This is a genomic window from Microbispora catharanthi (assembly GCF_006334915.2).
Lineage (GTDB): Bacteria > Actinomycetota > Actinomycetes > Streptosporangiales > Streptosporangiaceae > Microbispora > Microbispora catharanthi.
Map to the genome: position 1 here is coordinate 19,818 of NZ_VDMA02000034.1, position 24,993 is coordinate 44,810.

The 24,993-nt window shown below is 71.5% G+C and carries 24 protein-coding genes; 7 read left to right on the top strand and 17 right to left on the bottom strand.

The features are described from left to right. Nucleotides 1–3 precede the first annotated feature (3 nt). From FH610_RS39135 to dacB, 11 genes are all read right to left on the bottom strand, one after another. Nucleotides 4–453 carry a DUF3180 domain-containing protein gene (locus FH610_RS39135; protein ID WP_139580293.1) on the bottom strand — a complete coding sequence of 150 codons (450 nt, stop codon included), beginning with the start codon at nt 451–453 and terminating at the stop codon, nt 4–6. Nucleotides 454–471: 18 nt separating this feature from the next. Beyond that, on the bottom strand, nt 472–972 hold the full coding sequence (gene folK / locus FH610_RS39140) for a 2-amino-4-hydroxy-6-hydroxymethyldihydropteridine diphosphokinase (protein ID WP_139580294.1): 501 nt from the start codon (nt 970–972) through the stop codon (nt 472–474). Continuing rightward, nucleotides 969–1,352, bottom strand: a complete 384-nt coding sequence (gene folB / locus FH610_RS39145; protein ID WP_139580295.1) for a dihydroneopterin aldolase — start codon at nt 1,350–1,352, stop codon at nt 969–971. The genes folK and folB overlap by 4 nt, the downstream gene beginning before the upstream one ends. Further along, nucleotides 1,349–1,774 (bottom strand): nuclear transport factor 2 family protein, encoded by a 426-nt coding sequence (locus tag FH610_RS39150; protein ID WP_182903623.1) that lies wholly within the window; start codon nt 1,772–1,774, stop codon nt 1,349–1,351. Before FH610_RS39150 ends, folB begins: the two co-directional genes overlap by 4 nt. A 22-nt stretch (nt 1,775–1,796) precedes the next feature. Next, on the bottom strand, nt 1,797–2,669 hold the full coding sequence (gene folP / locus FH610_RS39155; protein ID WP_139580297.1) for a dihydropteroate synthase: 873 nt from the start codon (nt 2,667–2,669) through the stop codon (nt 1,797–1,799). A 74-nt stretch (nt 2,670–2,743) separates the two neighbouring features. Next, nucleotides 2,744–3,340: a GTP cyclohydrolase I FolE gene (folE, locus tag FH610_RS39160; RefSeq protein WP_079319614.1), complete on the bottom strand. Its 597-nt coding sequence runs from the start codon at nt 3,338–3,340 to the stop codon at nt 2,744–2,746. 2 nt (nt 3,341–3,342) lie between these two features. Further along, complete coding sequence (gene ftsH / locus FH610_RS39165; protein WP_139580298.1) at nt 3,343–5,349, bottom strand: ATP-dependent zinc metalloprotease FtsH; 2,007 nt, start codon at nt 5,347–5,349, stop codon at nt 3,343–3,345. Nucleotides 5,350–5,616: 267 nt separating this feature from the next. Beyond that, a complete protein-coding gene (gene hpt / locus FH610_RS39170) occupies nt 5,617–6,174 on the bottom strand; it encodes a hypoxanthine phosphoribosyltransferase (protein ID WP_240809458.1) in 558 nt (185 codons plus the stop codon). Nucleotides 6,175–6,186: 12 nt separating this feature from the next. Next, complete coding sequence (tilS, locus tag FH610_RS39175) at nt 6,187–7,197, bottom strand: tRNA lysidine(34) synthetase TilS (RefSeq protein ID WP_139580299.1); 1,011 nt, start codon at nt 7,195–7,197, stop codon at nt 6,187–6,189. A gap of 97 nt (nt 7,198–7,294) precedes the next feature. Continuing rightward, nucleotides 7,295–8,344, bottom strand: coding sequence for a zinc-dependent metalloprotease (locus FH610_RS39180; RefSeq protein ID WP_182903588.1), 1,050 nt, complete (start codon nt 8,342–8,344; stop codon nt 7,295–7,297). Nucleotides 8,345–8,556: 212 nt separating this feature from the next. Continuing rightward, entirely contained in the window at nt 8,557–9,942 is a 1,386-nt protein-coding gene (dacB, locus tag FH610_RS39185) for a D-alanyl-D-alanine carboxypeptidase/D-alanyl-D-alanine endopeptidase (RefSeq protein ID WP_240809459.1), read from the bottom strand. Nucleotides 9,943–10,028: 86 nt separating this feature from the next. Here dacB and FH610_RS39190 point away from each other — a divergent pair, with 86 nt between their 5' ends. Beyond that, a complete protein-coding gene (locus FH610_RS39190) occupies nt 10,029–10,532 on the top strand; it encodes an inorganic diphosphatase (RefSeq protein WP_139580300.1) in 504 nt (167 codons plus the stop codon). Nucleotides 10,533–10,615: 83 nt separating this feature from the next. Here FH610_RS39190 and FH610_RS39195 read toward each other — a convergent pair whose 3' ends face one another. The 5 genes from FH610_RS39195 to FH610_RS39215 all read right to left on the bottom strand — a co-directional run bounded on the left by FH610_RS39195 (nt 10,616) and on the right by FH610_RS39215 (nt 17,651). Then, nucleotides 10,616–11,770, bottom strand: a complete 1,155-nt coding sequence (locus FH610_RS39195) for a C40 family peptidase (protein ID WP_205826374.1) — start codon at nt 11,768–11,770, stop codon at nt 10,616–10,618. A gap of 103 nt (nt 11,771–11,873) precedes the next feature. Further along, nucleotides 11,874–13,841 (bottom strand): hypothetical protein, encoded by a 1,968-nt coding sequence (locus tag FH610_RS39200; protein WP_139580301.1) that lies wholly within the window; start codon nt 13,839–13,841, stop codon nt 11,874–11,876. 188 nt (nt 13,842–14,029) lie between these two features. Further along, entirely contained in the window at nt 14,030–15,127 is a 1,098-nt protein-coding gene (locus tag FH610_RS39205; protein WP_205826375.1) for a saccharopine dehydrogenase family protein, read from the bottom strand. A gap of 47 nt (nt 15,128–15,174) precedes the next feature. Then, a complete protein-coding gene (locus FH610_RS39210; protein ID WP_139580302.1) occupies nt 15,175–15,948 on the bottom strand; it encodes a hypothetical protein in 774 nt (257 codons plus the stop codon). A 92-nt stretch (nt 15,949–16,040) separates the two neighbouring features. Next, on the bottom strand, nt 16,041–17,651 hold the full coding sequence (locus FH610_RS39215) for an ABC-F family ATP-binding cassette domain-containing protein (RefSeq protein ID WP_139580303.1): 1,611 nt from the start codon (nt 17,649–17,651) through the stop codon (nt 16,041–16,043). A 251-nt stretch (nt 17,652–17,902) separates the two neighbouring features. Between FH610_RS39215 and FH610_RS39220 the strand changes: the two genes are divergently transcribed. The 4 genes from FH610_RS39220 (at nt 17,903) to FH610_RS39235 (ending at nt 21,946) form a co-directional block, all read left to right on the top strand. Continuing rightward, nucleotides 17,903–18,199, top strand: coding sequence for a hypothetical protein (locus tag FH610_RS39220; RefSeq protein ID WP_139580304.1), 297 nt, complete (start codon nt 17,903–17,905; stop codon nt 18,197–18,199). Between the two features lie 134 nt (nt 18,200–18,333). Beyond that, nucleotides 18,334–19,428: a phenylacetate--CoA ligase family protein gene (locus FH610_RS39225; protein ID WP_139580305.1), complete on the top strand. Its 1,095-nt coding sequence runs from the start codon at nt 18,334–18,336 to the stop codon at nt 19,426–19,428. Next, a complete protein-coding gene (locus tag FH610_RS39230; protein ID WP_139580306.1) occupies nt 19,428–20,798 on the top strand; it encodes an aldehyde dehydrogenase family protein in 1,371 nt (456 codons plus the stop codon). Before FH610_RS39225 ends, FH610_RS39230 begins: the two co-directional genes overlap by 1 nt. A gap of 32 nt (nt 20,799–20,830) precedes the next feature. Continuing rightward, nucleotides 20,831–21,946 (top strand): alpha/beta hydrolase family protein, encoded by a 1,116-nt coding sequence (locus tag FH610_RS39235; protein WP_139580307.1) that lies wholly within the window; start codon nt 20,831–20,833, stop codon nt 21,944–21,946. Between the two features lie 3 nt (nt 21,947–21,949). Here FH610_RS39235 and FH610_RS39240 read toward each other — a convergent pair whose 3' ends face one another. Then, nucleotides 21,950–22,672, bottom strand: a complete 723-nt coding sequence (locus FH610_RS39240) for a GNAT family N-acetyltransferase (protein ID WP_139580308.1) — start codon at nt 22,670–22,672, stop codon at nt 21,950–21,952. A 132-nt stretch (nt 22,673–22,804) separates the two neighbouring features. On the opposite strand from FH610_RS39240, the gene FH610_RS39245 reads away from it, so the two are divergent. Together FH610_RS39245 and FH610_RS39250 are read left to right on the top strand one after the other, a co-directional pair. Next, the gene (locus FH610_RS39245; RefSeq protein WP_139580309.1) at nt 22,805–23,830 is read left to right on the top strand and encodes a hypothetical protein; all 1,026 of its coding nucleotides are present in this window, start codon (nt 22,805–22,807) and stop codon (nt 23,828–23,830) included. Between the two features lie 367 nt (nt 23,831–24,197). Next, the gene (locus FH610_RS39250; protein ID WP_205826376.1) at nt 24,198–24,854 is read left to right on the top strand and encodes a class I SAM-dependent methyltransferase; all 657 of its coding nucleotides are present in this window, start codon (nt 24,198–24,200) and stop codon (nt 24,852–24,854) included. Nucleotides 24,855–24,993 lie beyond the last annotated feature (139 nt).

Below are 24,993 nucleotides of genomic sequence, written 5' to 3' on the forward strand. Positions count from 1 at the left end.
GGGTCACGCCTCCCCGGAAGGCTTGCCGGGCACCCGGCAGCAGTGCTCGAGGAACAGCGCCGCGCAGATCAGGATCACACAGGCCACGAACGATCCGCCGCCGATCAACGCGTCCTGGCGGGGCTTGTCCAGGTCGAGCAGTTCGAGCACGTGCACCACGAACCCGGCGAAGATGCCGCCGAACGCCGCCCCGACGTACGCCGTGGCCTTGGCCAGCGCCGCCAGGCGGGCGACGGCCAGCGGCTCGACGGGCTTGGTGTGCGGGCGGCGCAGGATCCTCGCCCGGGTCAGCCAGCCCGTGTACGCCTCGCCGACGGCCAGCAGCAGCGTGGTGGGGATCGCGGTCCACGGCAGGGTCGGCACCACGGAGTAGAACTGCCGCAGCAGCCCCCAGGTGAGCAAGGCGAACACGACCACGAGACCGACGAGCACGCCGGGATTGCTGGGCTTCACGCGGGGACTCCTCGTCGATCAGGCCGGGGGTTCGAGCACGAGGTCGGTCCGCAGCCGCACCCCGCTCTGGTCCGTGTCGGCCAGCAGGGCCGCCACCGACCCGCGCCCGGGCAGCACCGCCGCCGGATCGGCCTGCGCCCACGGGACCAGCACGAAAGCCCGCTCGTGCGCCCGGGGATGCGGGAGCGTGAGCTCGGGGTCGTCCGACATGAGATTCCCGACCGTGATGAGGTCGACGTCGAGCGTGCGCGGGCCCCACCGCTCCCTGCGCTCGCGGCCGAACGCGTTCTCGACGCTCTGCGCGCGGTCGAGCAGCGTGCGGGGGTCGAGCATGCTCTCGGCGATCACGACCGCGTTGAGGTAGGGGCCCTGCTCGGGGCCGCCGACCGGATCGGTCTCGTAGACCGGCGACACCGCCACGAACGTGAGCCCGGGGGCGTCGAACAGCGAGTCGACGGCTCCCTGGAGGTTCTCGATGCGGCGGCCGAGGTTGCTGCCGAGCGCGATCACGACCCTCATGCGCGGCCCCTTCTGATTGTCACCACCACGTCGCCGAACGGCAGCGGGATGGGCGCCGCCGGTTTGTGCACGCTGACCTCCGCCTCCTCGACCAGCTCGTGAGCCAGGCAGGCCGCCGCCAGCCGCTCGGCGAGGGTCTCGATGAGGTTGACCGGCTCGCCCTCCACGATGCGGACGAGCTCCGCCGCCAGTGCCCCGTAGTCCACGGTGAGCGTCAGGTCGTCGGCCGCCGCCGCGGGGGCGGTGTCGAACCACAGGGCCACGTCGATCACGAACTCCTGGCCCAGCTCACGCTCGGCGGGCAGGCAGCCGTGCCTGCCGCGGGCCCGCAGACCCGTCAATCGAACGGTGTCACGACCGGTCGCCGCCCGCGCCGTCACTGCTCCTGATCCTCCTCGTCGTCGTCGCTCTGCAGGACCGGTGAGCCGTGGTAGAGCCACAGCCGCCAGTCGGTCCCGGTCCGCACGTAGGTGCTGGAGGCGACGACCCGGCCGGCCGCGAAGCCCGGCTCGTCGGTGTCGGCGGCCGTGAGGATGTTCTCCGCGCAGGTGACCACGGCGACGTCCCCGATCACGTTCGTCTGCACGTCGGTCAGCACGAACTGGATGTACGGCGTGTTGGCCATGATGAGCGCCCAGGAGCGCAGCACCTCCGACCGGCCGGTCAGCATGGGCCAGCCGGGGTGGACGCACATTGCAGGACGTCCCGGGACGTCCTCTATCCAGATCTCCGACATCTTGTCGAGGTCGCCGCTCTCGATGGCGTTGTAGAACGCCTGGTTGAGCTCCTCGATGTCCTTCATCGGCGTCCCTGTCGGCATGTCGTCACCGGCCCTCGTCAGCGTGTCGTACGGCTGCTGCCCTCCACGCGGCGGCCACACGCACCGCGTCGGCGTTCGCCCGCACCCGGTGCACCCGCACGCACCACGCGCCGGCCCGCGCGGCGAGCGCGGTGACGGCGAGTGTGGCGTCGTCGCTGCCGTCGAACGGCCGGGGCTCGCCGTCCGGCCCCGCCAGCAGGCGGCCGAGGAAGCGTTTCCTCGACGCTCCGATCAGCAACGGGCGGCCGAGGCGGTTGAGTTCACCGATGCCGGCCAGCAGGGCCCAGTTGTGCTCGGCGTTCTTGGAGAATCCGAGGCCGGGGTCGAGCACGATCTGCTCCTCCCGCACGCCCTCGGCCAGCACGGAGTCGACCCGCTTGCGCAGCTCCTCCGCCACCTCGGTCACGACGTCGCCGTAGATGGCCCGGCTGTCCATGTCGCGACTGTGCCCGCGCCAGTGCATCACGACGTACGGCACGCCGGTCGCGGCCACCACCCGCGGCATCGCCGGGTCGGCCAGCCCGCCGCTCACGTCGTTGACGAGCTTCGCCCCTGCCGCGACGGCCGCCTCGGCCACCTCCGCGCGCATGGTGTCGACGCTGACCGTCACGCCCTCCTCGGTGAGCGTGCGGATCACCGGCTCGACGCGGCGCAGCTCCTCCTCCAGGGACACCCGCGCCGCACCGGGGCGGGTGGACTCGCCGCCCACGTCGACGATGTCGGCGCCCTCGGCCACCAGGTCGAGGCCGTGCCTGATCGCGACGTCGGCGTCGAACCACTGCCCGCCGTCGGAGAAGGAGTCGGGGGTCACGTTGACCACGCCCATGACCAAGCAGCGCCCAGACTCGGGCATACCGGGCACACTCGCTGCGGTCATGGGGTCAAGACTAGTGCCCCGAGACTCGGTGCCTGTCGGGCAGGAGCGGAGTCCCAATCGGCCGTCGCCCGCGCTCAGCCGCGCAGGATCAGCGACATGGCCTCGGCCCTGGTCGCCTCGCTGGAACGGAAGTCACCCCGGACGGCCGATGTGATCGTCTTGGCACCGGGCTTGCGGACACCGCGCATGGTCATGCACATGTGCTCGGCCTCGATCACCACGATCACGCCGCGCGGCTCCAGCACCTGCATCAGGCCGTCGGCGATCTGGGAGGTCATCCGCTCCTGGACCTGCGGCCTTCGGGCGTAGACGTCCACCAGCCTGGCCAGCTTGGACAGGCCGGTGATGCGTCCCTTGTCGTTCGGGGTGTAGCCGATGTGGGCCACGCCGTGGAACGGGAGCAGATGGTGCTCACAGGTGGACATCACCTCGATGTCCTTGACGAGCACCATCTCGTCGTGGTCCGCGTCGAACATGGTGGTCAGCGCGTCCTCGGGTCGCTGGCCCAGGCCGGCGAACTGCTCCGCGAACGCGCGGGCCACCCGGGCCGGAGTGTCCCGGAGCCCGTCGCGATCGGGGTCCTCCCCGATCGCGAACAGGATCTCCCGGACGGCCTTCTCGATCCGGTCGTGGTCGAAGCCGGGGGGCGGCCCCACCATCGGTTCGGCCATGGTCAGGCCTCGTCCCGCTGCGCCGACTGGTCGTTGACCCACGGGGTGGAGCCGGTGCCGCCGGCGGGCAGCGCCGAGCCGTTGCCGTTGGCGCGCTCCTTGGGCGTGATGACCGGAGGACGGTCGGACGGCAGACGCTTGCCGTAGCCGGCGTAGGAGGGACGCTTCTCCTTGGGCACGACGGGCGAGAAGATCTCGAGGACCTGCTCCCGGGAGAGCGTCTCCTTCTCCATCAGTTCGAGCACGAGGTTGTCGAGCACGTCGCGGTACTGGACGAGGATCTCCCACGCCTGGTCGTGCGCGCTCTCGATGTAGCGGCGGACCTCCTCGTCGATCGCCGAGGCGATCTGCTCGGAGTAGTCGCGCTCGTGGCCCATCTCACGGCCGAGGAAGACCTCGCCGTTGCCGCTGCCGAACTTGCGGGCGCCGAGCCGCTCGCTCATGCCGTACTCGGTGACCATGCGGCGGGCGATCGAGGTCGCCTTCTCGATGTCGTTGGACGCGCCGGTGGTGGGCTCGTGGAAGACGAGCTCCTCCGCGGTGCGGCCGCCGAGCAGCATGGCGAGCTGGTCCAGCATCTCGGACCGGGTCGCGAGGAACTTGTCCTCCATCGGCAGCGTCATCGTGTAACCGAGGGCGCGGCCGCGGGACAGAATCGTGATCTTGTGGACCGGGTCGGAGTTGGGCAGCGCGTGGGCCACCAGGGCGTGACCGCCCTCGTGGTAGGCGATGATCTTCTTCTCCTGGTCCGACATGACCCGGGACTTGCGCTCGGGACCGGCCATCACGCGGTCGATCGACTCCTCGAGCGTGTTCATCGTGATGAGCTTCTGGTCCTGCCGGGCGGTCAGCAGGGCCGCCTCGTTGATCACGTTCGCGAGGTCGGCACCGGTGAATCCGGGGGTCCTGCGGGCGATCACGTCGAGGTCGACGTCCTGCGCGAACGGCTTGCCGCGACCGTGGACGCGCAGGATGCCCTTGCGGCCCTCCAGGTCGGGCCGGTCGATGACGACCTGCCGGTCGAAGCGGCCGGGGCGCAGCAGCGCGGGGTCGAGGATGTCGGGGCGGTTGGTCGCGGCGATGAGGATCACGCCGCCCTTGACGTCGAAGCCGTCCATCTCGACGAGGAGCTGGTTCAGGGTCTGCTCACGCTCGTCGTGGCCGCCGCCGAGGCCCGCGCCGCGGTGCCGGCCGACGGCGTCGATCTCGTCGATGAAGATGATCGCCGGGGCGTTCGCCTTGGCCTGCTCGAACAGGTCGCGGACGCGGGAGGCGCCGACGCCGACGAACATCTCGACGAAGTCGGAACCGGAGATCGAGTAGAACGGCACGCCCGCCTCACCCGCGACGGCGCGGGCGAGCAGGGTCTTGCCGGTGCCGGGCGGGCCATACAGCAGCACGCCCTTGGGGATCTTGGCGCCGATGGCCTGGAACTTGGCCGGGGCCTGCAGGAACTCCTTGATCTCCTGGAGCTCCTCGATGGCCTCGTCGGCCCCCGCGACGTCGGCGAAGGTCGTCTTCGGGGTGTCCTTGGTGATCAGTTTCGCCCGCGACTTGCCGAAGTTCATGACCCGGGAGCCGCCGCCCTGCATCTGGTTCATGATGAACAAGAAGATCAGGACGATGATGATGATCGGCAGGAAGCTGACCAGCAGGCTGACGAGGAAGTTCTCCTTCGCCACATCGACCGTCCAGCCCTGAGTGGGCTTGGCCTGCTCGAGCGCCTGCGTGAGCTGCACGCCCTGACCCTCGACCCACAGGGCCTGGATGCGGTCGGTCGTCTTGCCCCCGACCTCGACGGGCCGGTTCAGCGTCAGCTCGACACGCTGGTCCTTGTCGACCACGGTCGCGCTCTTGACATTGCCCTGCTGGATCTGCTGGACGACCATCGAGGTGTCGGCGGTGGTGTAGTTGCCGCCGCCGCCGAACATCGTGGTGACGAGCAGGAGAAGCAATACGATGCCCAGGATCCACAGCAGTGGGCCACGTGTAAATCGCTTGAGATCCATCCGTTGCGGAACCCCGGCGGGCCCGTCCCTTCCTGACCAAGGCCTGCCCCGGGAAAACCCGGGGTCGCGGCATCCCTTGCCGCTCCTTCTGGCTACCGCGGGGCGGCCGACCGGCCTCCCGCGGATATCCGAAGGTACACCCGGCAGCCGCGTCGGGTAACTGCCCGAGCGGCTCCGGCTTTGCCTTTCCAACGTACGTCAGCCAACCCCGTGTTCCCCGACCTGGCGCCCAATAACGCACGATTCGAGGGTCACTTCGCTAAGGGCTTACTCCCCTCCGTACACATGAGGCGCAAGAGTCCCGATGAACGGCAGGTTGCGGTACCGCTCCGCGTAATCGAGCCCGTACCCGATGACGAACTCGTTGGGGATGTCAAAACCGACGTAACGGACGTCCAACTCGACCTTCACCGCGTCCGGCTTGCGCAGCAGCGTGCAGATCTCCACGGACGCGGGGTTGCGCGACTTCAGGTTGTTCATCAGCCACGAGAGGGTCAGCCCGGAATCGATGATGTCCTCGACCACGAGCACATGCCGGCCGGCGATGTCGGTGTCCAGATCCTTCAGCACCCGCACGACGCCGGACGATATGGTCCCCGCGCCGTACGAGGAAACGGCCATCCAGTCCATCTGCACGGGCACGTGCAGCGCGCGGGCGAGGTCGGCCATAACCATGACCGCTCCCTTGAGCACGCCGACGATCAACAGTTCCCTGCCGGCGTAGTCGGCGTCGATCTGGCCCGCCAGTTCTCTGATCTTCTCCTGTAGCTCCTGCTCGGAGATGAGGACTCTGGAGAGATCCTTGCCCATGTCGGCTGCGTCCACCTGGGGTTTTCCTTACGCGAGCGAGAGATTGTCCACGGCGAAGACAAGGGTGCCACAGCGCCTGACCACCCCCACCCCCCCGGGTAGGTCCACTCCCTTCTGCCCGTGCCAGCCGATCACCAGCCGCTCGACGGCCTCGATGTGCACCGCCGCGAGCGCGGCGGCGTGCGCCCCTGCCTCCACGGCCGCCCGCTGGATGACCCGCCGCCGCACCGCCCCCGGCACGTCCGCGAGCACGGACACGTCCAGCTCCCCGCCGGGGCCGCGCGACTTCGCGTGGACGGCGTCCGCCCACGCGTCCAGGGCGTCGGCGTCGTCCCGGCACAGCCGCGCCGTGCGGGCCAGCGCCTCGGCGATCCCCGGCCCCAGCGCGGCCTCCAGCGCCGGGAGGGCGTCGCGCCGCACCCTGACCCTGGTGTACGCCGGATCGTCGTTGTGCGGGTCGTCCCAGGGGCGCAGGCCGAGGGCGTCACACGCCTGCCTGGTCCGCGTCCGGCCGAGCCCCAGCAGGGGCCGCCGGTAGAACCCCGAGACCTCCGCCATTCCGGACAGGGACCGCGTGCCGCTGCCGCGGGCCAGGCGCAGCAGCACGGTCTCCGCCTGGTCGTCACGCGTGTGGCCGAGCAGGACCGCGGCGGCGCCCAGCCGACCGGCCGCGGCGGACAGGGCGGCGTAGCGGGCCTCCCGCGCCGCGGCCTCGGGGCCCCCGGCCGTGCCGACCGTGACGGTCAGCACCTCGGCCGGGTCGAGACCAAGCGTGGGCGCGAGCCGTACGACGTCGCGGGCTCGGTCGGCCGAGCCCTCCTGCAGCCCGTGGTCGACGGTGAGCAGCCCCGCGCGCAGGCCGAGGCGCGGGGCCGCGAAGCCGGTGGCCGCCGCCAGCGCCAGCGAGTCGGCGCCGCCGCTGCAGGCCACGAGGACGAGCGCGCCGGACGACTCCCCCGCCCTCCGAGGGGCGGCGAGGTCCGCGAGCGACAGCCGTACGGCGCGGCGGACGTCGGCGACGGCGGGATGCGGGCCCATGCGGCCATTCTGGCCGCCCGCGGCGGGCAGGGGAAACGCCCGTCCGGCGGGCCCGGGCGGGTGGGTGAACGTCAGGCGGAGGGCGGGTGGATTTACGTCAGGCGGAGGCCAGGACGCGGGACATCCAGGCGTGCGGGTCGGCGATCTCCCCGCGGTCGGGCAGGGTCTCCGGCGAGGTCCAGACCTTGTTGAACGACTCCATGCCGGCCTCGTCCACGACGGTGCGGACGAAGTGGGAGCCCTCGGCGTACTGCTTCATCTTCAGCTCGATGCCGAGCAGCCGGCGGACGAGCTGGTCGAAGCGCGAGCCGCCCTCGCGGCGGCGCTGGAACTTGGCGCGTATCTCGGCGACCGACGGCACGACGGACGGGCCCACCGCGTCCATGACGTAGTCGCCGTGCCCCTCCACCAGCGTCATCACGGCCGTCACGCGGTCGAGCACGGCCTTCTGCTCGGGTGTCTGGATGGCCTCGATGAGGTTGCCCTCGCCGCCCCTGAAGGCGTCGGCCACGGCGTCGGAGGCGGCGCGCAGGCGCTCCAGCAGGGTCGCCAGGTCCATCTCGGACGCGAGGAGGAACTCGGTCATCTGGCCGCGGACGTACTCCCGGAGCCAGGGGACGCCGGTGAACTGCACCCGGTGGGTCTCCTCGTGCAGGCACACCCACAGGCGGAAGTCGCGGGGATCGACGCCCAGCTCGCGCTCGGCGTGCACGATGTTGGGGGCCACCAGCGTCAGGCGGCCGGTCGGGGCGTTGCCCGAGGGATCGGGCGGGAGGAACAGCTCATACTGCCCGAGCACCCGGGAGGCGAGGAAGGCCAGCACCGCGCCGACCTCGAGCCCGGTGATGCGCGAGCCGACCGCGCCGACGACCGCCGGCATGTTCGACATCTTCTGCGTCAGCGGCTCGAGCACCACGCGGAAGCCGTCCACGTTCGCGCGGATCCACCCGGGACGGTCGACCACGGTCGCCGCCTCGGGCGTCGCCGAATCGATGCGGGTGAACTCCCGCACGTGCCCCTCGGCGTCCCGCGACAGCCGCCGCAGTTCGAGGACCGCCTGCCTGGCCTCCTCGCGGCTCACCTGAGGGCCGGGACGCACAAGGCGCACCCCGGTCGCGACGGCCAGATCCCAGTCGATCACCTGCATACCCACCACCGTACGTTCTCCGACTGCTCGCCGCGCATGCAGCCCTGTGAGGGGCGCGGCCGTGTTCTGGACCGAGGAACGAGCGAGCACGCGCCGAGGAAGTGCCTGATTGCGCGCCTCCGGCACGACCGGCTGATTGCGCGCCTCCGGCACGACCATCGGCCTTGGGCGCCCCGAACCGCGCGAGCGGAGCGAGCGCGATTCACCACAGCTCAGCTCTGGGAGACGATCGTGGCCATCTTGTCGAGGGCGGCGATCGCCTCCGGCGGGTTGGCCACCTGGTCGGCCATGAACGCGAAGGTCAGCAACCGGCCCTCGGATGTGTACGCGATGCCCGCCAGGGTGTTCACCCCGTTCAAAGTGCCCGTCTTCGCGCGTACCAATCCGGCGCCGGCCTTCGATTCGGACTTCTCATAGCGATTGTGCAGAGTTCCGGTGAAATGCGCGATCGGCAGGCCGCTGATCAGCGAGTGGAGCTCCGGATGGGCGGGGGACGCCGCCACGGCCAGGATGTGGGCGAGGGCCGTCGGCGCGATTCTGTTCTTTGTGGACAGCCCGCTGCCGTCGTGGACCTCCACCCCGTCGGCCACGCCGAGGCGGGTGAGCACGCGCCCGACCGCCGTGGGCACGCCCTGGAAGGTGTGCGGGAGGCCCTCCTTGATGGCGGACTGCCGGGCGAGCGCCTCGGCGAGGTCGTTGTCACTGTGGGTGAGCATCCGCTCCACGAGCGCGTAGATCGGGCCGGACTCCACCCGAGCCAGCTCCTGCGCGGTGGGCGCCGCCTTGGCCGAGTCGACCCCCTTGCCCACCCTGATGCCGTTCTTCCTCAGCAGCGTGGCGAACGCGTCGGCGGTGGCCTGCGCCGGGTCCGGGTAGCGGGCGCCGTTGGCCGCCCGGCCCTCGTCCATCATGAGCGCGGACACCGGGGCGACGCTGCCCTCCGGGATGTACGTCGGCTTCCAGCCCGGCGCCGTCCGCGGCCCGTTGAACAGGGAGGCGTCGTACGACAGGTCCACCGAGGTGAGCTTCGCCGCCTTGAGCGCCTTGGCCGTGCTCGAGGCGAGCCGGGCGAGCGACGCGGGCCGCGGGTAGATCTCCTCCTGCTCGGCGGCGCTCGTCCGCGGGCCTGCCAGGGTCGGGTCGCCGCCGCCGACCAGGACGATCGATTTGGCGGAGGCCCCCCGCACGACCCGGGTGGCCAGGCGGGCGTCCGGCCCCACCGTGGCCAGCACCGTCAACGCGGTGACGACCTTGGTGGTCGAGGCCGGGGTGATGGCGGTGCCCGAGCGGCCGTCGAAAATCGGCGTTCCCGTCGCGACGTCGAGCACGATCCCGGCCACACTGCCGCCGAGGGCGGGGTCACCCATCGCAGCGGTGAGCCGGGTGGTCAAAGTACCCTTGGCGGGGAGAGCCCCGTCCCCCGCCGCGGCCAGAACCGGACCCGCGGTCACCAGGGGGATCGGGGTCGGCTTCGGAGACGCGACCGGAGCCGGGGTCCTGTCGGCGTCATGGGTGATCAGATAAGTGCCCGCGAGGACGACGAAGATCTGCAGCAGGGCGAGGGTGGCCACCACCATCCACCGCTCACGTCGCACCACTACACCCTCATTTCGCGCCGACCTTGACCACGCCTACGAGACATTAACGCCAGCCCGGGAGACCGGGGACTCATGCGGAGGAACGAGTGGAGTTCGACGTTGTCGTTGAGATCCCCAAGGGACAACGGAACAAGTACGAGGTTGACCACAAGACCGGCCGCATACGTCTGGATCGCCTGCTCTTCACGTCCACCCAGTACCCCGCCGACTACGGGTTCATCGAGAACACCCTCGGCGAGGACGGGGACCCGCTCGACGCGCTCGTCCTGCTCCAGGAGCCGACCTTTCCCGGTTGCCTGATCCGCTGCCGCGCTGTCGGGATGTTCCGGATGACCGACGAGAAGGGCGGCGACGACAAGGTCCTGTGCGTTCCGGCGACCGATCCGCGGATGGAGCACATCCGCGACATCCACCACGTCGCCGAGTTCGACCGGCTGGAGATCCAGCACTTCTTCGAGGTCTACAAGGACCTGGAGCCCGGCAAGTCGGTCGAGGGCGCCAACTGGGTCGGCCGTGTCGAGGCGGAGGCCGAGATCGTCGCCAGCATCGAGCGCTTCCAGGAGACCGAGCACCACGACGAGGAGCACTGAGTCAGGGAGTGTCCCGCGGATCTTGCCGTGGCGAGGCGCCGGCTGGGCGACCGCGGTAGGCGGAAGATCCATGGGGCGCGCCCCTAGCCTGGCCGGGTGGCGCCGACCAGATCGTGGCGCCAGATGGGCGAGATGCGCACCACGTCCCCCGTCTGGGGGGCGTGGACCATCATGCCGCGCCCGATGTAGATGCCCACGTGATGGATGTCGCCGGGGTTCCGGCTCAACCGGCCGTAGAAGATGAGGTCGCCGGTGCGCAGTTCCTTGAGCGGGACGTGCCGTCCCGACGTCCACTGCGTGCCGGTCCAGTGATCGAGTGACACCCCGGCCCGCTGCCAGGCCCGCATCGTCAGCCCCGAGCAGTCGAACCCCGACGGGCCTGCGGCGGCCCACACGTACGGCTTGCCGATCTGTTTGAGCGCCCACTGGGCGGCCATCTCACCGGGTCCCGACCCGAACCGCCCGGTCCAGGCCGGCACCGCCAGGCTCCTGCGCGCGGGGAGCGCCGCCCCCCTGGCCTTGCTCCTCGCCTGTTTCAGCTCGTCGACGCGGTCGCGGGCGGCCTCCAGCCGTTTGGAGATCTCCGCTTTCTCCTGCTCGATCCGTTTGGTCTGTTCGAGCTGTTCCTCGACGGCCCGCTGTGCCGCGTCCTTCGCCTGTCGCACCTCGTCGGCGCTGCGCGACTGGTCGGAGTAGGCACGGGCCGCCTGTTCTCGGAGGATCTCGAAGACCTGTTGCGCGTCTTTCAGCCGTTCCAGCGAAGCGGTCTGTTCGTCGCCGAGCTGTGTCAGCATGCTGGCTCTTCGCAGGAAGCCGTGCACGTCGCCGATACCGCCGAGCATGGCCGCGGCGGGCGGTGACAGCCGCACCCCGCCGTATCCCTCGGCCACCCTCGCCGCCACCTCGCCGCGCAGCCGGGCGACCTGGTCGGACGCTTGGCGGACCCGCCGCGCCGACTGCTCGTACGCGGCACGCGCCTGCTCGAGCTGGACGAGTTGCCCGTTGTACGACTCCACGAGCCGCTCGGCCTCGGTGTTCAGCGCCTCTCGACGGGCCTGCGCGACCGCGAGGTCGGCCTCGGCTTCGCCCAGTTCCCGTGCGCGTTCCTGCACCTGCTGGCGTGCCTTGGCGACGTCCTTCGCGGACGGTTTCGGATCGGCTCCCGCCGGGGCTCCGAAGGTCAGGACGAGACTTGACCCGAGCCCGGCGACCAGCCCCGACGCTCTGAGGAGTGGCAATTCCTTCCCCTTCCCTGCTCCACTCCCCTCACTTCCCGGCGACTACTCTCCGTACACATCTAAGTTACGCCCTGTAATCAACCTATGTGGTAGGTCGTCCCGTTTAGACAGGGAAAGCGCCTCCGGGCCCTCCGGAGCTTCCGCTCGCGGGGTCGCCGGAAGTGCCACGACGCTCCGTTCCGCGCTCGGAGCCTCCGTCCCGGACTCCTCCGGGTACGCCCGGCAGGGAGCCGTCCCGGCCGGGGCGGCCGGGACCCGGACCGTCGCGGCGCGAGCCGTCGCGGCGCCAGCCGTCCTGGCCGGGGCCGCCGGGACGGGCGTGCCGCGACGGTCCGCCGTCTCCGGCGCCCTGCCCCCTCCAGCCTGAGGCGTCCTGCGGCCTCCCACCGGCTTCGGCGTTCTGCGCCCTCCCGCCGCCTCCGGCGTTCTGTGCCTCGTGCCTGGCGCCGTGTCCGCCGCGCCACGGCGGTAGGGCCGTGGGCCCGCCGTCGTCGCCCGAGGGCTTGCGGGAGGGCGCGGGAGTCGGCGGGCACTCCCTGTGGGGACGGGGATGGTGCTGGTGGTCACGCCAGGGCGGACGGTGTCCCGGCCAGTGCGCCGGAGGCGGTCCGCCCCGGGGCGGCCAGCCCGGGCCGGGGCCGCCGGACCCGTGTCCACCAGAACCGGGCCAGCCGGAACCCGGCCCACCAGAACCCGGCCCCCCGGAGCCGGTGCCGCCGGGGGTGGGCTCCTCGCCCGGCTCGGTGCCGGGGCTGCTGGGGGTGCCGGGGGTGATGGTGGGCGTGGGCGTCGGGCCGGACGGCGAGGTGCCCGGACCCTGCGAGGAGGGGGCGCCTGTAGGGCGCCCGGACGGCTTCCCGTGCGGGGCGGGACGGTGCGGCCGGCCGGCGGAGGGCGGCACGGGTGCGGGCAGGGGCGCCGGGCGCGGCAGGGCGACCGGCCTCGCGGGAACCACGGGCACGACCGGCTCGGCCAGTTCCCGGGAGACCGAAGGCACGGGGGAGCGCCCGCCGACCCCGTCGACCTCGTCCGACGACCCCTCCGGGGAGGCGGTGCCGCCGGACGGGCCGGCCGGAGCCTCCGCCGTGGGGAGCCGGAGCGGGGCGATCGTGTCGGCGGCCCGCTCGCGCAGGTCCCCGGCGAACTGGGCGAACACGAGCGCGATCGTCGCCACCGCCGCCAGGGCGGCCACGGCGCCCGCCACCGCCTGCGCCAGCCTGCCCTCGCGGCGACCGGCCCTCGGGAAGCCCCCGGCGTTTAGCCCGCCGACGCGCTTGGCGACGTACCGCCGATAGGGGACGAGTTCGGGGTCGATGAAGCTGCTGAGCACCCGCACCCGCAGCGTCTCCGGCAGAGCGATCTGAGGGAGCAGACCGAACACCTTGGCCGGGGAGATCTGCCTGACGCGCTGGCGCGCGCAGGTCTCGCACCGCGCGAGGTGCCGGGTGAGCTGGGCCCGCGCCTGCGCGGTGAGCTCTCCCGTGAACCCCGCGAGGATGGCGGACGCCCGCGGGCAGTCGTGGGTCGCACGCCTGGCCAGGATCTCGACGGTCACCGTCTCACGCAGGCGTTCCGTGGCCGCGTCGAGGAGCGCCTCGGCGTACCGCTCGGCCGTGCCGAGCACCCCGGCCAGGTCCTGGCCGGTCATCCCGTGCCGGGCGGCCAGTTCGAGCACCTCCCGATCCTCGGCCGACAGCGCCCCCACGGCGCTGCTCGCGACGAGGCGCAGGTCGGCCTCGGCGCCTTCGGCCGTGACGCCGGGGAAGGGCACGGTCGCGACGGGGACCGGCCCGGTCTCCGGCCCGTCCTCCTCTTCCGGCGTGCGGCGGCGCATGCACTCGCCGCGGGCCAGGGCGTACAGCCAGGGGCGGAACCTGTCCGGGTCGGCCAGCGAGCCGACGAGGGCCTCCGCGGCGATCAGGGTGTCGCGCAGCGCGACCTGGGCGGCGTCGGGCCCGGCCAGCAACGTGCGGCAGTACCGGTAGAGATTGCCCGCATATGTGTCATAAAGGGCGGCCAGCGCTCCCGGATCCCGGGCCCGCAACGCCTCGACCAGGACGCCATCATTCATATAACTGAGAGTAAATGCTCAGTAACTCCCCGCTCCACCCATTCAGGTGAAGTCACGTTCCTACATCGTCGGTTTTTACCTCTGCCATCCAGTTAATTTGCCGGAGTTCGCCGCTTTATTAGGTGACTAATCGCGAAAAATCCGGCCCGCATAGAGGACGCCGTGCACGACGCCGTACGGACGCGCTGTCACTCCCTGACGGCCATTCCCACCTCGGCGCAGCCACGGGTGAGCGCGTCGAGGCCGAAGGCGTCCACGGGTCCCAGGGCACCGGTGCCGTGCACGCCCTCGGCAAGCGCCGTCGTCGCCGCCCAGGCCAGCACGCCGGCCGTGAACTCGTACGGGTCGCCTCCGGTCAGGTGGACGGCGGCCAGCCGGCGGCCTCCCGCGTCGTACGCCTCGGCGACGATGCTCGACGACACGCCCGCCCCGGCCGGCGCGCCGCCCCCGCCCGTACGGAGCACCCGGTCGGCCAGCGCCTCGGTCGCCCGCCGGATCCCCGGCAGCGCGGCGATGGCGGGGGCCGCCTTGGCCAGCACGCCCGCGACCCTGGTCAGCCCGCCCAGCCAGCCGAGGTAGACGTTCACCTCGCGCAGGCCGGGATGCGCGGGCGGCAGCGTGAAGTGCTCGGAGGCGCCGATGGACAGGCCGTGCCGCACGCGGCCGTCCACGAGGAACTTCCGGGTGCGGCCGTGCTCGGGGACGATGCGGCCCTCGCGGAAGCCGTACATCGGCTCGAGGACCATTCCCAGCGCCGAGGCGCGGGTCCCGGCGCTCGCGCGACGCGCCATGCCGCCCTCCACGAAGTAGCCGACGTCCACACGGACGGCCCCCGGCCCGGCCTTGCGCAGGGCCAGGGCCGCGGCGAGGTTGCCGGGCACGTAGTCGTACCCGAAGGCGGTGATCAGGGCCGCGCCCCGGGCCGCCGCGGCGGGGCCGTACCGCTGGAAGATCCGCTTGATGAACGTGGGCTCTCCGGTGGTGTCGAAGTAGACCGCGCCCGCCTCGGTCGCGGCGGCGACCGAGGCCTCTCCCCACCGGACGAACGGGCCGACGGTCGAGATCAGCACGTCGCCCGGCGCGACGATCCTGCGTACGGACTCGGGGCGACCGACGTCGGCGACCGCGGTGGGCAGGTCGCCGCCCAACGCGTCGGCGAGGGCGGTGAGCCTCGTCTGGTCCCGCCCGGCCAGCAGCGGCCGGGCCCCGCGCGCGGCGAGCGCCTCGGCGGTGAGCCTGCCGGTGAAGCCGGTGGCTCCGAACAGCACGATCCTGGGGATGGCCATCCCGCTACGGTAACCCGCCTGTCCTGTCAAGATCGGCAGTGGGCCGCTCACTGGCGCCGGTCGTTGGGCGGTGGATATCCGCGGTCCTTGACGAACGGCTCCGTCGTCGGCGCGACCGTGTGCAGCGGAACGGCTCCGGCCTGGGCCAGGTCCTCGTACGTCTTGGCGGTCGAGCCCCAGGTCGTGGCCTGCACGTCGGTCGCGCCGACCGGCCCCTGCACGCCCTCGACGGTGATGACGAACCTGCTCCTGGCCCCCGGCCGTACGTCGTCCACGAACGACGTCGCCCCGCCGACGAGCTTGCCCGCCGCGTCACGCAACAGGGCCGTGACGGCGAGCCCGCCGGCGGGCTTGCGGAACGGGTCGAGCACGTAGCCGGTGACGAGGTAGGACCCGTTCGTCAGCTTGTCGGTGCGGACGTCCGAGATCGGGAACTTGAGGAACGCCGACGGGACGCGCGGAATGGACCGCCATGAGGCGGGACGGTAGTCGATCTTCACGCGCACCGGCTGGGCGTGGCTCGTGACCTGGCCGCTGAAGGCCAGCGGGCGGCCGGGCGGCACCGCGTCCAGCGGCTGCTCCTGATGGACGACCTCCTTGCCGGCGGCGTCCACGGCCGTGATCACGGCGACGGCGTTCTCCCCGAAATGCCAGCGGTTGGGGTTGCTCAGCACCCCCGCCCAGGTCACCGCGTATCCGGCCCCCGAGCGCACGATCGAGGACACCTGCTCCTTGAGGGCCAGCGGTTGCGGGCCCTCCTGCTTGTCTTCCCTCGCGCACGACGCCATCGCCAGCGCGGCGAGGGCGAGTGCGACGGTCATGTGGCAACGTCGCGTCACTTAGCCGTCATAACCGCTGAATGGGACGCCGCCTCCGGGACACGCGCGCTCCCGCCGGTATCTTTACCGGCGGTCTATCGCGGGCGGACCACGCGTGTCTCGTCCCAGACCGGATCGGGCGACTCGTACACCCGCCCGTCGGAGCCGAAGACCAGGTAGCGGTCGAAGTCGGCCGCGAACCAGCGGTCGTGCGTCACCGCCAGCACGGTGCCCTCGAAGGCGTCCAGGCCCTGCTGCAGGGCCTCGGCGCTGGCCAGGTCGAGGTTGTCGGTCGGCTCGTCAAGCAGCAGCAGCGTGGCGCCGGACAGTTCGAGCAGCAGGATCTGCAGGCGGGCCTGCTGGCCGCCCGACAGCGTCTCGAACCGCTGCTCGGCGACCCGGCCGGCGAGTTCGTAGCGGGCCAGGGCCTTCATCGCCTCGTTCTTCAGCCGGGCGTGCTCGGTCATGACGATCTCGCAGGGCGTACGGCCGAGCAGTTCGGGCCGGGCGTGGGTCTGGGCGAAGTGCCCGGGGACGACCCGTGCGCCGAGCCGCATCGTGCCCGAGTGACGCACGTCCTCCCCCGCCAGCAGCCGCAGAAAGTGCGACTTGCCCGAGCCGTTCGAGCCGAGCACGGCGACCCGCTCGCCATACCAGACCTCCAGGTCGAAGGGCTTCATGAGGCCGGTCAGCTCCAGGCCCTCACACATCACCGCACGCTTGCCGGTGCGTCCGCCGCGCAGCCGCATGCTGATGACCTGGTCCTTCGGCGCGACCTCCGGCGGCCCGGCCTCCTCGAACCGGCGCAGCCGGGTCTGGGCGGCGTGGTAGGCCGGGGCCATGCCGTCGTTGTAGGTGGCCTTCTGTTTGAGCATGACCACCAGGCGTTTGAGCTTGGCGTGCTCCTCGTCCCAGCGCCTGCGCAGCTCGTCGAGCCGCTCGTTGCGCTCCCGCCGCGCCTCTGCGTACGTTGCGAAGCCACCGCCGTGGATCCAGACGTTGCCGGACTCGACCGTGACGATCCGGTCGGCGGCGTTGGCGAGCAGCTGCCGGTCGTGGGAGACCAGCAGCACGGTCTTGGGCGTCTCGCGCAGCGCCGTCTCCAGCCACACCTTGCCCGGCACGTCGAGGTAGTTGTCGGGCTCGTCGAGCAGCAGCACCTGGTCGGGCCCGCGCAGCAGCGCCTCCAGCACCAGCCGCTTCTGCTCGCCGCCGGACAGCGTGGCGACCTCGCGATACTTCACCCTGTCGTACGGCGTGCCGAGGGCGGCCATCGCGCAGGCGTCCCAGAGCACCTCGATGTCGTAGCCCCCGGCGTCGGTGTAGTCGGTGATCGCCTGGGCGTACCGCATCTGGGTCTTCTCGTCGTCGCGCTCCATCATCGCGAGCTCGGCGGCGTCCAACCGTTCCGCCGCCGTCCTGACCCGTTCCGGCGCGACGCTGAGCAGCAGGTCCTGGACCGTACGTCCGTCCCGGATGTTGCCGACGAACTGCCGCATCACGCCGAGACCGCCCGAATGGGCCAGCGTGCCCTCGACCGGCTGGAGATCGCCCGCGATCATCCGGAGCAGGGTCGTCTTGCCCGCGCCGTTCGGGCCGACCAGGGCCGCCTTGACGCCCTCCCCCACTCGGAACGAGACGTCGCTCAGGAGCATCCTGCCGTCCGGCAGCACATGCGTCAGATGCCCGACCTCGACATGCCCCACGTGCCGCCCCTTCCAGATTTCCCGGAGAGGCTACCTGCCGCTCACCACACCGGGCACGCCATTTTTCCGCCGTCACGACGGCCTGCGGGCCCGGAACATCGGCATCGTGAACCATTCCGGAGGCGGCCGGTAATAACGGGTGCAGGACCTGCCCTCCCTCGCACCCCACCCCTCCCACGTCAAGGTGCCCTGCTGACGGTTCGCCCCGCCGCGTGCGGGAACCATGCGGCGGAGACGTGAGGAGGCGGGCGATGCCGCGTGGGGAGCCTTCGGTGGCCGCGTCGGGCGAGTGGCGGGACGAGGACGGCGTACGCAAGCCCGCGGGCGAGGCGCACGCCTGGTGGCCCGGCGCCAACCAGACCGTGTGCGGGCTCGCGCTCAGCCGGTCGCGGCTGCACCGGTTCCACCACGTCCCGTGGCCGGACGCGTTCCCCGAGTCGGGCGGGGCGGCCGACGAGGTGCGGAGGGTCTGTCCCCGCTGCCGGGCCGCGACGGGGAAGGGCCAGAACCAGGGTCGGCTCTGGCAGCGGACCTCGCCCCGGCCCTGAGATCCGGCCCTGAGACCCGGCCCTGGGATCTGGTGTCCGATCTTTTCCACAGTCCCGGAATCTCTTGACCTGGTGGCGAATCGCCCGGAAATAGCCTGGCTTTTCAGGGGATTTCCGAGTCAAAGGGGCCGGATATGTCAACAGATCCGATCCTCGACTGCCCGCTCGACCAGGTCCCGGAGGGCCCGGAGTTCATCGCGGCCGCCATGCGGTGGCACTTCAACCCCGAGACCGGCTCGCCATACTGGCTGGACCGGGCGAAGACGCTCGGCTTCGACCCGCGTGAGGACGTGCGCACCTTCGAGGACCTGCGCCGCTTCCCCAACGTGGCCAACGAGCTGCGCGACGTCCGGGTGGAGGACCTGATCCCCCGGGGGTACGGCGCGGACGCGGACGTGATCGGCGTGTACGAGAGCGGCGGCACGACCGGGCCGCCCAAGCGCGTCGTGCTGCTACGGGACTGGGTGGAACGGCTGATGCACCGGACCGAGCAGGACCTGCGGGCGAGGGGCTACCCCGAGAGCGGCCACTGGCTGTCGCTCGGGCCGACCGGGCCGCACGTCTTCGGCGAACTGGTCCGATGGCAGGCCGCGCGGCGGGGCGGCATCCGGTTCACGGTCGACATGGACCCCCGGTGGGTGAAGAGGTGCATCGCCGAGGGCCGCGCCGACGAGGCCGAGCGCTACGCCGAGCACCTGATCGACCAGAGCACCTACATCCTGGAGACCCAGGACGTAAGGGTCCTGGTGACCACGCCGCCGCTGCTGACCCGGCTGGCCCGCAGGAAGGCGCTCGTCGACCTGATCAACACGAAGGTCGGCGCGATCAGCTGGGGCGGCGCGCACATGGACCCCGACACCCGCTACCTGCTCCGCACCGAGGTCTTCCCGAACGTCAAGCTGTACGGCACGTATGGCAGCACGATGATCCTCGGCGGGCTGGCCGAGCGCGTCGCGCCGCCGGGGGAGGACCTGGTCGTCTTCGACACGTTCTCGCCCTACATCTCGTTCTCGGTGGTGGACCAGGAGACCGGGGAGGCCGTCCGGTACGGCGACCGCGGCCAGGTGGTGATGCACCACGTCAGCAAGAGCTTCCTGCTGCCCAACAACCTCGAACGCGACCTGGCCACCCGCGTGGCGCCGCCGCCGGGGCAGATGGGCGACTCCGTCGCCGACGTCGGCCCGCTTCCCACCTTCGAGAACGAGACGGTCATCGAGGGGGTGTACTGATGGACGAGCTGATCCGGCTCGACGCGCTGGGCGCGGGCGGGCCCTACCACAGCCGCAGCCGACTGACGATCACGGAGCTGACCGGGACGCCGGTCGCCGAGCTGAGCCTGGTGCCGCGGCTGTTCGTCCAGCGGACGATGGCGGCCCTGCGCGAGGCGCGGACCCTGCCGGCCCACGAGCGGGCGGCGGCCCTCGCCCGCGCGGGACGGCTCTTCGCGACCGGCGTGGTGGACGGCATTCCGGCGGAGGAGTACCAGCACATCGTCAGCCGCGTCTCGGGGATGCCGATCATCGTGGTCCGCGCGGCGACCTCGGGCATCGGACGGCGCGCCGGAGAGGCGTACCGCACCACCCGGTACGCACGTCCCGAGGGCGCGGTGGACGACTGGCGCGACCCGCTCACCCGCAACGGCCAGGCGGTCTGGACGCGGCGCGGCGACGTCTTCGCCGTACACGCCGCGGGCAACCACCCGGGCGTGCACACGCTGTGGCTGGAGGCCCTCGCGCTCGGCTACCGGGTCGCGGTGCGCCCCTCGCGGCGCGAGCCGTTCACCCCCCACCGCCTGATCACGGCGCTGCGGGAGTCGGGGTTCGGCGACGACCAGGTGGTGCTCCTGCCGACCGACTACGCGGTGGCCGACGACATCATCCGCGACGCCGACCTCGCCATGGTGTACGGCGGCGAGGAGGTCGTGAACAAGTACGGCAACGACGTCAGGGTGCTGCCGCAGGGCCCGGGACGGTCCAAGATCCTGCTCACCGGGCACGACTGGGAGTCCCACCTGGGCACGATCGTGGAGTCGGTCAGCGCCTTCGGAGGGACGGCCTGCGTGAACACCACCGCCGTCTTCGTGGAGGGCGATCCCGCACCGGTGGCCGAGGCCGTCGCGGAACGGCTCTCGGCGATCCCGAGCCTGCCGCCGGAGGACGACGGCGCGGTGCTGCCCGTCCAGCCGGTCGCGGACGCGCACGCGATCGAGAAGTACCTGCTCGACCACGTGAACGGCGCGACGCCGGTGATCGGAGGCGACGGCGTGGTGGACGACCTGGGCGACGGCAGCGGCGTCCTGCGGCCGGCCGTCTTCCTGGTGGACCGGCCGGACGCGCCCCAGACGGGCATCGAGCTGTCGTTCCCCTGTGTGTGGTTCGCGCCCTGGAGCCGGGCGGACGGCATCGAGCCGCTGCGGAACACGCTCGTGCTGACCGCGATCACGGAGGACGCCGGGCTGGTCGACCATTTGGTGGAGGACCCGTCGATCAGGAACGTCTACCTGGGGGACACTCCCACCTATCTGATGCCGCCGTGGGTTCCGCACGACGCCTACCTCGGTGAGTTCCTCATGCGTACGAAAGGCGTCATCCGCACTTAACCAACGGATAAAGGCCCAGTAGATTCTGGGCCATGCGCTGGACGACACGATGGCGGCGCCGCCTGCTGTGGACGCTCGCCGTCGTCGTGGTGCTCGCGGTGGCCGCCGTCGGCGGCGCGGGCTGGTACTACTCCGGCCTGGTCATCGATCCCGTCCACACCTCCGGATATCCCCTGGAGGTGACGGCCGTCAGCGGCGACCAGGTCACGATCAAGGGCGGCGCCGACACGGCCGCCCCCGGCACGTACGGCCTGACCTGGGCGGACGGCAACGCACTGGTGGGGCAGGTGATCACGACCGGGACCGGCACGGTGACCAGGAAGGTCACCGAGGTCGTCCACGGCGAGTTGCGGCCCGGAGTGCACGCCTACCTCGACCGCTGGCTGTGGGGCCACGCGACCCCGGCCGCCGCCGGCGTGCCGTACACGGACGTGAGGATCCCCTCGCCGCTCGGCGACTTCCCCGGCTGGCGGACCGAGGGCACCTCGACGACCTGGGTGATCGCCGTACACGGCCGCAACGGCGGCCCGGCGGAGGCCCTGCGCGTGCTGCCGGTTTTCCACAGCCTGGGGATGCCGGTGCTGGGCATCACCTACCGCAACGACGAGGACGCCCCGGCGAGCTCCGACGGCAAGTTCCACCTCGGCGCCACCGAGTGGCAGGACGTGGCGGCGGCCATCACGTACGCCAAGAACCAGGGCGCGACCGGAATCGTCCTGTACGGCTGGTCGATGGGCGGGGGCATCGTGCCGATGGCCGTACGCAACCTGCCCGGCGAGCCGATCAAGGCCATGATCCTCGACAGCCCGGTCATCGACTGGCGGGCGCCGATCGCCCTCGGGGCCGAGCAGATGGGTGTGCCCGGCTTCCTCGTGTCGGTGGGCGAATGGGTCATCGAGCGGCGCACCGGCGTGTCCTTCGACGACATCGACCACCTGCGGCACGCCCGCGAGTTCAGGATCCCCACCCTGGTCTTCGTGGACGACGACGACGCGACCGTGCCGATCGGCCCGGCGCTGCGGTTCGCCGAGGCCCGCCCCGACATCGTCAGGCTCGTGCGGACGAGCGGAGGCGGGCACACGGGCTCCTGGAACGCGGACCCCGGGCGTTACGAGCGGGAGGTGAAGGAGTTCACCTCGTCCCTGTGACGGTCAGTCCGGGACGACCACGGTCATCGAGGTGCCGACCAGGGTGAAGCCGAGCCGTTCGTAGACGCGTCTGGCCGGGTTGCCCTCGGACACGACCAGGCCGAGCCGCTCCCATCCGCCTGCCGCCGCCCTGTCCCGTGCGGCGGCCAGCATGCGCGCGCCGAGGCCGGAGGGTGTGCGGGCGGGGTGGCGGAAGACCTCGACCACCCACGGCCGGTCGTGGAAGAGGGTGACCACCGCGCCGCCGGCCACCGCGTCGTCCCGGTCCACGGCGAGCACGCCGCAGGGCAGGATCTCGCCGGTCATCTTCCCCTCCAGCAACGGGGTGAGGATGTCGCGCAGCGCGGCGTCGTCGTCCACGTTCCGGTGGTCGGGGTGACCCGGCGGATAGGCCGCCCGCCACGCCGCGAACACCTCCTCTGGAGACCGGTCGCAGGGCACGAACCGGAAGCCCTCGGGCGCCCCGGTCTCGGCGGGCGGCGCCGTCCGCAGCTCGCAGGTCATCTCGTGGGCGTGCCGCATCACGCGCGCACCGCGCGCGACCAGCGCCTTGCCCAGATCGACCGGCCCCGCCACCGCCCAGCCCGGCAGCTTCGCCATGATCGCATCGACCGCCCCCGGGCCCAGGACCTCGACCAGGTCGGCGCACCGCAGCCCGTAACGCTCGTCCTCGACATAACTGAAGGCCGGGACGCCGTCCGCCCCCGCCAGAATCACTCGCTCCACAGGAGGGAGGCTTCCGCAGCCCGCAAGGGCGGGCAACACCTTTTTCGCCCCGCGAGCGCACAATCAACCGGAGGAAACGGCGGCCGCGGCCCTTTTCCCTCATCCGTACATTTCGATCTTCCTGTGGATAAGGTGCCTCCTGGTTTTGTCGCCCTCGGCCGCGATGGCGAGAAGGCCGCGGACAAGTTCGCGGAGGAGGCCGCCGAGAACGAGGGCACGGCCTTGAGTATCGGCGATGACGTCGACGAGGGCGGAGACGACGGCGGAGATCAGGGCGGGTTCGCCGGGGAGCCCGATTGCGACCCGTGGACCGTGATCCGCCAGTCGTACGGCGACACCGCGCCCCGCGACCGCGAACTCGCCTTCCTCTGCACGGCGCGGGACGTCGCGGGGTACGCTCCGCGGCTCGTGGCGCTGCCCGATCGGGAGCTGCTGTCCTTCGGCCGGGCGTTGTGCGGCGTCGCCGGGCGGCCCTCCTCCGAGCCGCGCGTCCGCACCCTGCTCGACCAGGCCGGGGCGTACGACTGGAGCTACTCGCTCATGGGCGCGCTGGTGTTCCTGTGCCCGGACGCGGTCGCGCGGAAGTGGCCCGACCTCGTGCTGTCGGAGGCCGAGGCGCAGCGGAAGGAGGACGAGTACCAGGCGCGGATGACCGCCCGTTGTGCGGACCCTGCCCGCCGCCTGCGGGCGGTGCGGCAGGCGACCACCGCCCTTCACGTGGGTGAGGGCGGCGGCTATCTGGTCGACGACGGCACGGGCCGGTCCGGCGAGGAGCGGCCGCGCAGACTGGACCGCGCGTTCGACGACGTCATCGACTGGCTGACCACGACCGCCGTCTCGGTCGGCACCGCCGTGGACAACTACCCGATCTGCATGACGGTCAAGGCGCTGCGCCAGGCTCCCCGCCTGGGGCTGAAGGGCTGGGACACGGTCGTCGAGACCGGCGTCGACAGCCCGGACGGCACGCTCGAACTCCTCGGAGAGGAAAGCGCCCCTCTGCCGAACCTCGCCTCCGCCGGGCCCGGCCGCTATCGCGTCCGCGTCTACGTGCGGAAACAGGAGGAGGCCATGACGTACGAGTCCGACGGCCCGGTCGAGGAGCACCTGGTCCTCGTCTTCCCCGGCAGGTCCGGAAAGACCGTCTTCCTCCGGGACTGAGCGGGGCTTGCGCAGCGGGCGCCGGAGATCGGCTTGGAAAAAGATGGCGTGGCCCGGGAACAACGAGTGCGGACACGTGGTTGGATGAAGCGTGGCCGGTGTGCAGGTGTCCCCGGGCCTCACCTAATTTGCCTTCGCGGACTACCGTTCGGCTGGAGCCGCGTTGTGCCTTTCGCCGAGAGGCGACCCGGCACCGGCACCACACGTGCGGGACCCCGGCAGGAGATCCTCCTGCCGGGGTCCTGGCGTCTCCGGAGCCTCTTGGAAGGTGAACGGTTCACCCCCACAGGCCGTCTGACCCCTGCGGACATCACCCGTCTTACCCTTTGCATCCACTTTTGTCGGCTGCGGGTGACAAGATGCGTCCGTGCCTGATCTGAATCCCCAGTCGATCGCCTCCTACTGGGACGCGGAGGCAGACACCTTCGACGACGAAGCCGACCACGGGCTTCGCGACCTCCGGGTCCGCGCGGCCTGGGCGGGACGGCTGCGGTCCTGGATGCCGCGGCCTCCCACCGACGTCCTCGACCTGGGCTGCGGCACCGGGTCGCTGACGCTGCTGCTGGCCGAGCAGGGACACCGGCCGGTGGGCGTGGACCTGTCCCCGAGAATGGCCGAGGCGGCCCGGGGCAAGCTCGCCGCGGCGGGCTTCACCGCGCCCGTCCTCACCGGCGACGCGAGCGACCCGCCGGCCGCCGCCGGAACCTCCTTCGACGTCGTCCTGGCCAGGCATCTGCTGTGGACCCTGCCCGCACCGGAGCGCGCGTTGCGCACCTGGATGAGTCTGCTGCGCCCGCACGGCCGGCTGATCCTCATCGAGGGCAACTGGCAGGCCTCCGGGGACGGCCCGCCGTACGTGCCGGGCGCCGGCTCCCTGCCCTGGCTCGGCGGGGTGAGCGCCGAACCTCTGGTCGAGGTGCTGCGGCCGTACGCCGCGAGCGTGGGGGTGGAGCCGCTGACCGACCCCGTGCTGTGGGGCAAGCCCATCCACGACGAACGGTACGCCGTCATCGCCCACCGCTGAGCCTGCGCTTTCTCCGGAAAACACGCAATGCCGAATCCGTAAACGTCTCGGCAATTAGTCGAAGCGCATTGTCGGCGAAATGCGGAGGCAAAGCGGAGGCCGGTCAACGACGTCGTCGTCGATAGCCACGCCCATTGGC

What these genes read in the sequence shown, in the direction of transcription:
- folK (WP_139580294.1), bottom strand. Translation starts at nt 972, where the DNA reads ATGAGGGTCGTGATCGCGCTCGGCAGCAACCTCGGCCGCCGCATCGAG.
- FH610_RS39150 (WP_182903623.1), bottom strand. Translation starts at nt 1,774, where the DNA reads ATGAAGGACATCGAGGAGCTCAACCAGGCGTTCTACAACGCCATCGAG.
- folP (WP_139580297.1), bottom strand. Translation starts at nt 2,669, where the DNA reads ATGACCGCAGCGAGTGTGCCCGGTATGCCCGAGTCTGGGCGCTGCTTG.
- folE (WP_079319614.1), bottom strand. Translation starts at nt 3,340, where the DNA reads ATGGCCGAACCGATGGTGGGGCCGCCCCCCGGCTTCGACCACGACCGG.
- ftsH (WP_139580298.1), bottom strand. Translation starts at nt 5,349, where the DNA reads ATGGATCTCAAGCGATTTACACGTGGCCCACTGCTGTGGATCCTGGGC.
- tilS (WP_139580299.1), bottom strand. Translation starts at nt 7,197, where the DNA reads ATGGGCCCGCATCCCGCCGTCGCCGACGTCCGCCGCGCCGTACGGCTG.
- FH610_RS39180 (WP_182903588.1), bottom strand. Translation starts at nt 8,344, where the DNA reads ATGCAGGTGATCGACTGGGATCTGGCCGTCGCGACCGGGGTGCGCCTT.
- FH610_RS39200 (WP_139580301.1), bottom strand. Translation starts at nt 13,841, where the DNA reads ATGAATGATGGCGTCCTGGTCGAGGCGTTGCGGGCCCGGGATCCGGGA.
- FH610_RS39205 (WP_205826375.1), bottom strand. Translation starts at nt 15,127, where the DNA reads ATGGCCATCCCCAGGATCGTGCTGTTCGGAGCCACCGGCTTCACCGGC.
- FH610_RS39210 (WP_139580302.1), bottom strand. Translation starts at nt 15,948, where the DNA reads ATGACCGTCGCACTCGCCCTCGCCGCGCTGGCGATGGCGTCGTGCGCG.
- FH610_RS39220 (WP_139580304.1), top strand. Translation starts at nt 17,903, where the DNA reads ATGCCGCGTGGGGAGCCTTCGGTGGCCGCGTCGGGCGAGTGGCGGGAC.
- FH610_RS39225 (WP_139580305.1), top strand. Translation starts at nt 18,334, where the DNA reads ATGTCAACAGATCCGATCCTCGACTGCCCGCTCGACCAGGTCCCGGAG.
- FH610_RS39230 (WP_139580306.1), top strand. Translation starts at nt 19,428, where the DNA reads ATGGACGAGCTGATCCGGCTCGACGCGCTGGGCGCGGGCGGGCCCTAC.
- FH610_RS39235 (WP_139580307.1), top strand. Translation starts at nt 20,831, where the DNA reads ATGCGCTGGACGACACGATGGCGGCGCCGCCTGCTGTGGACGCTCGCC.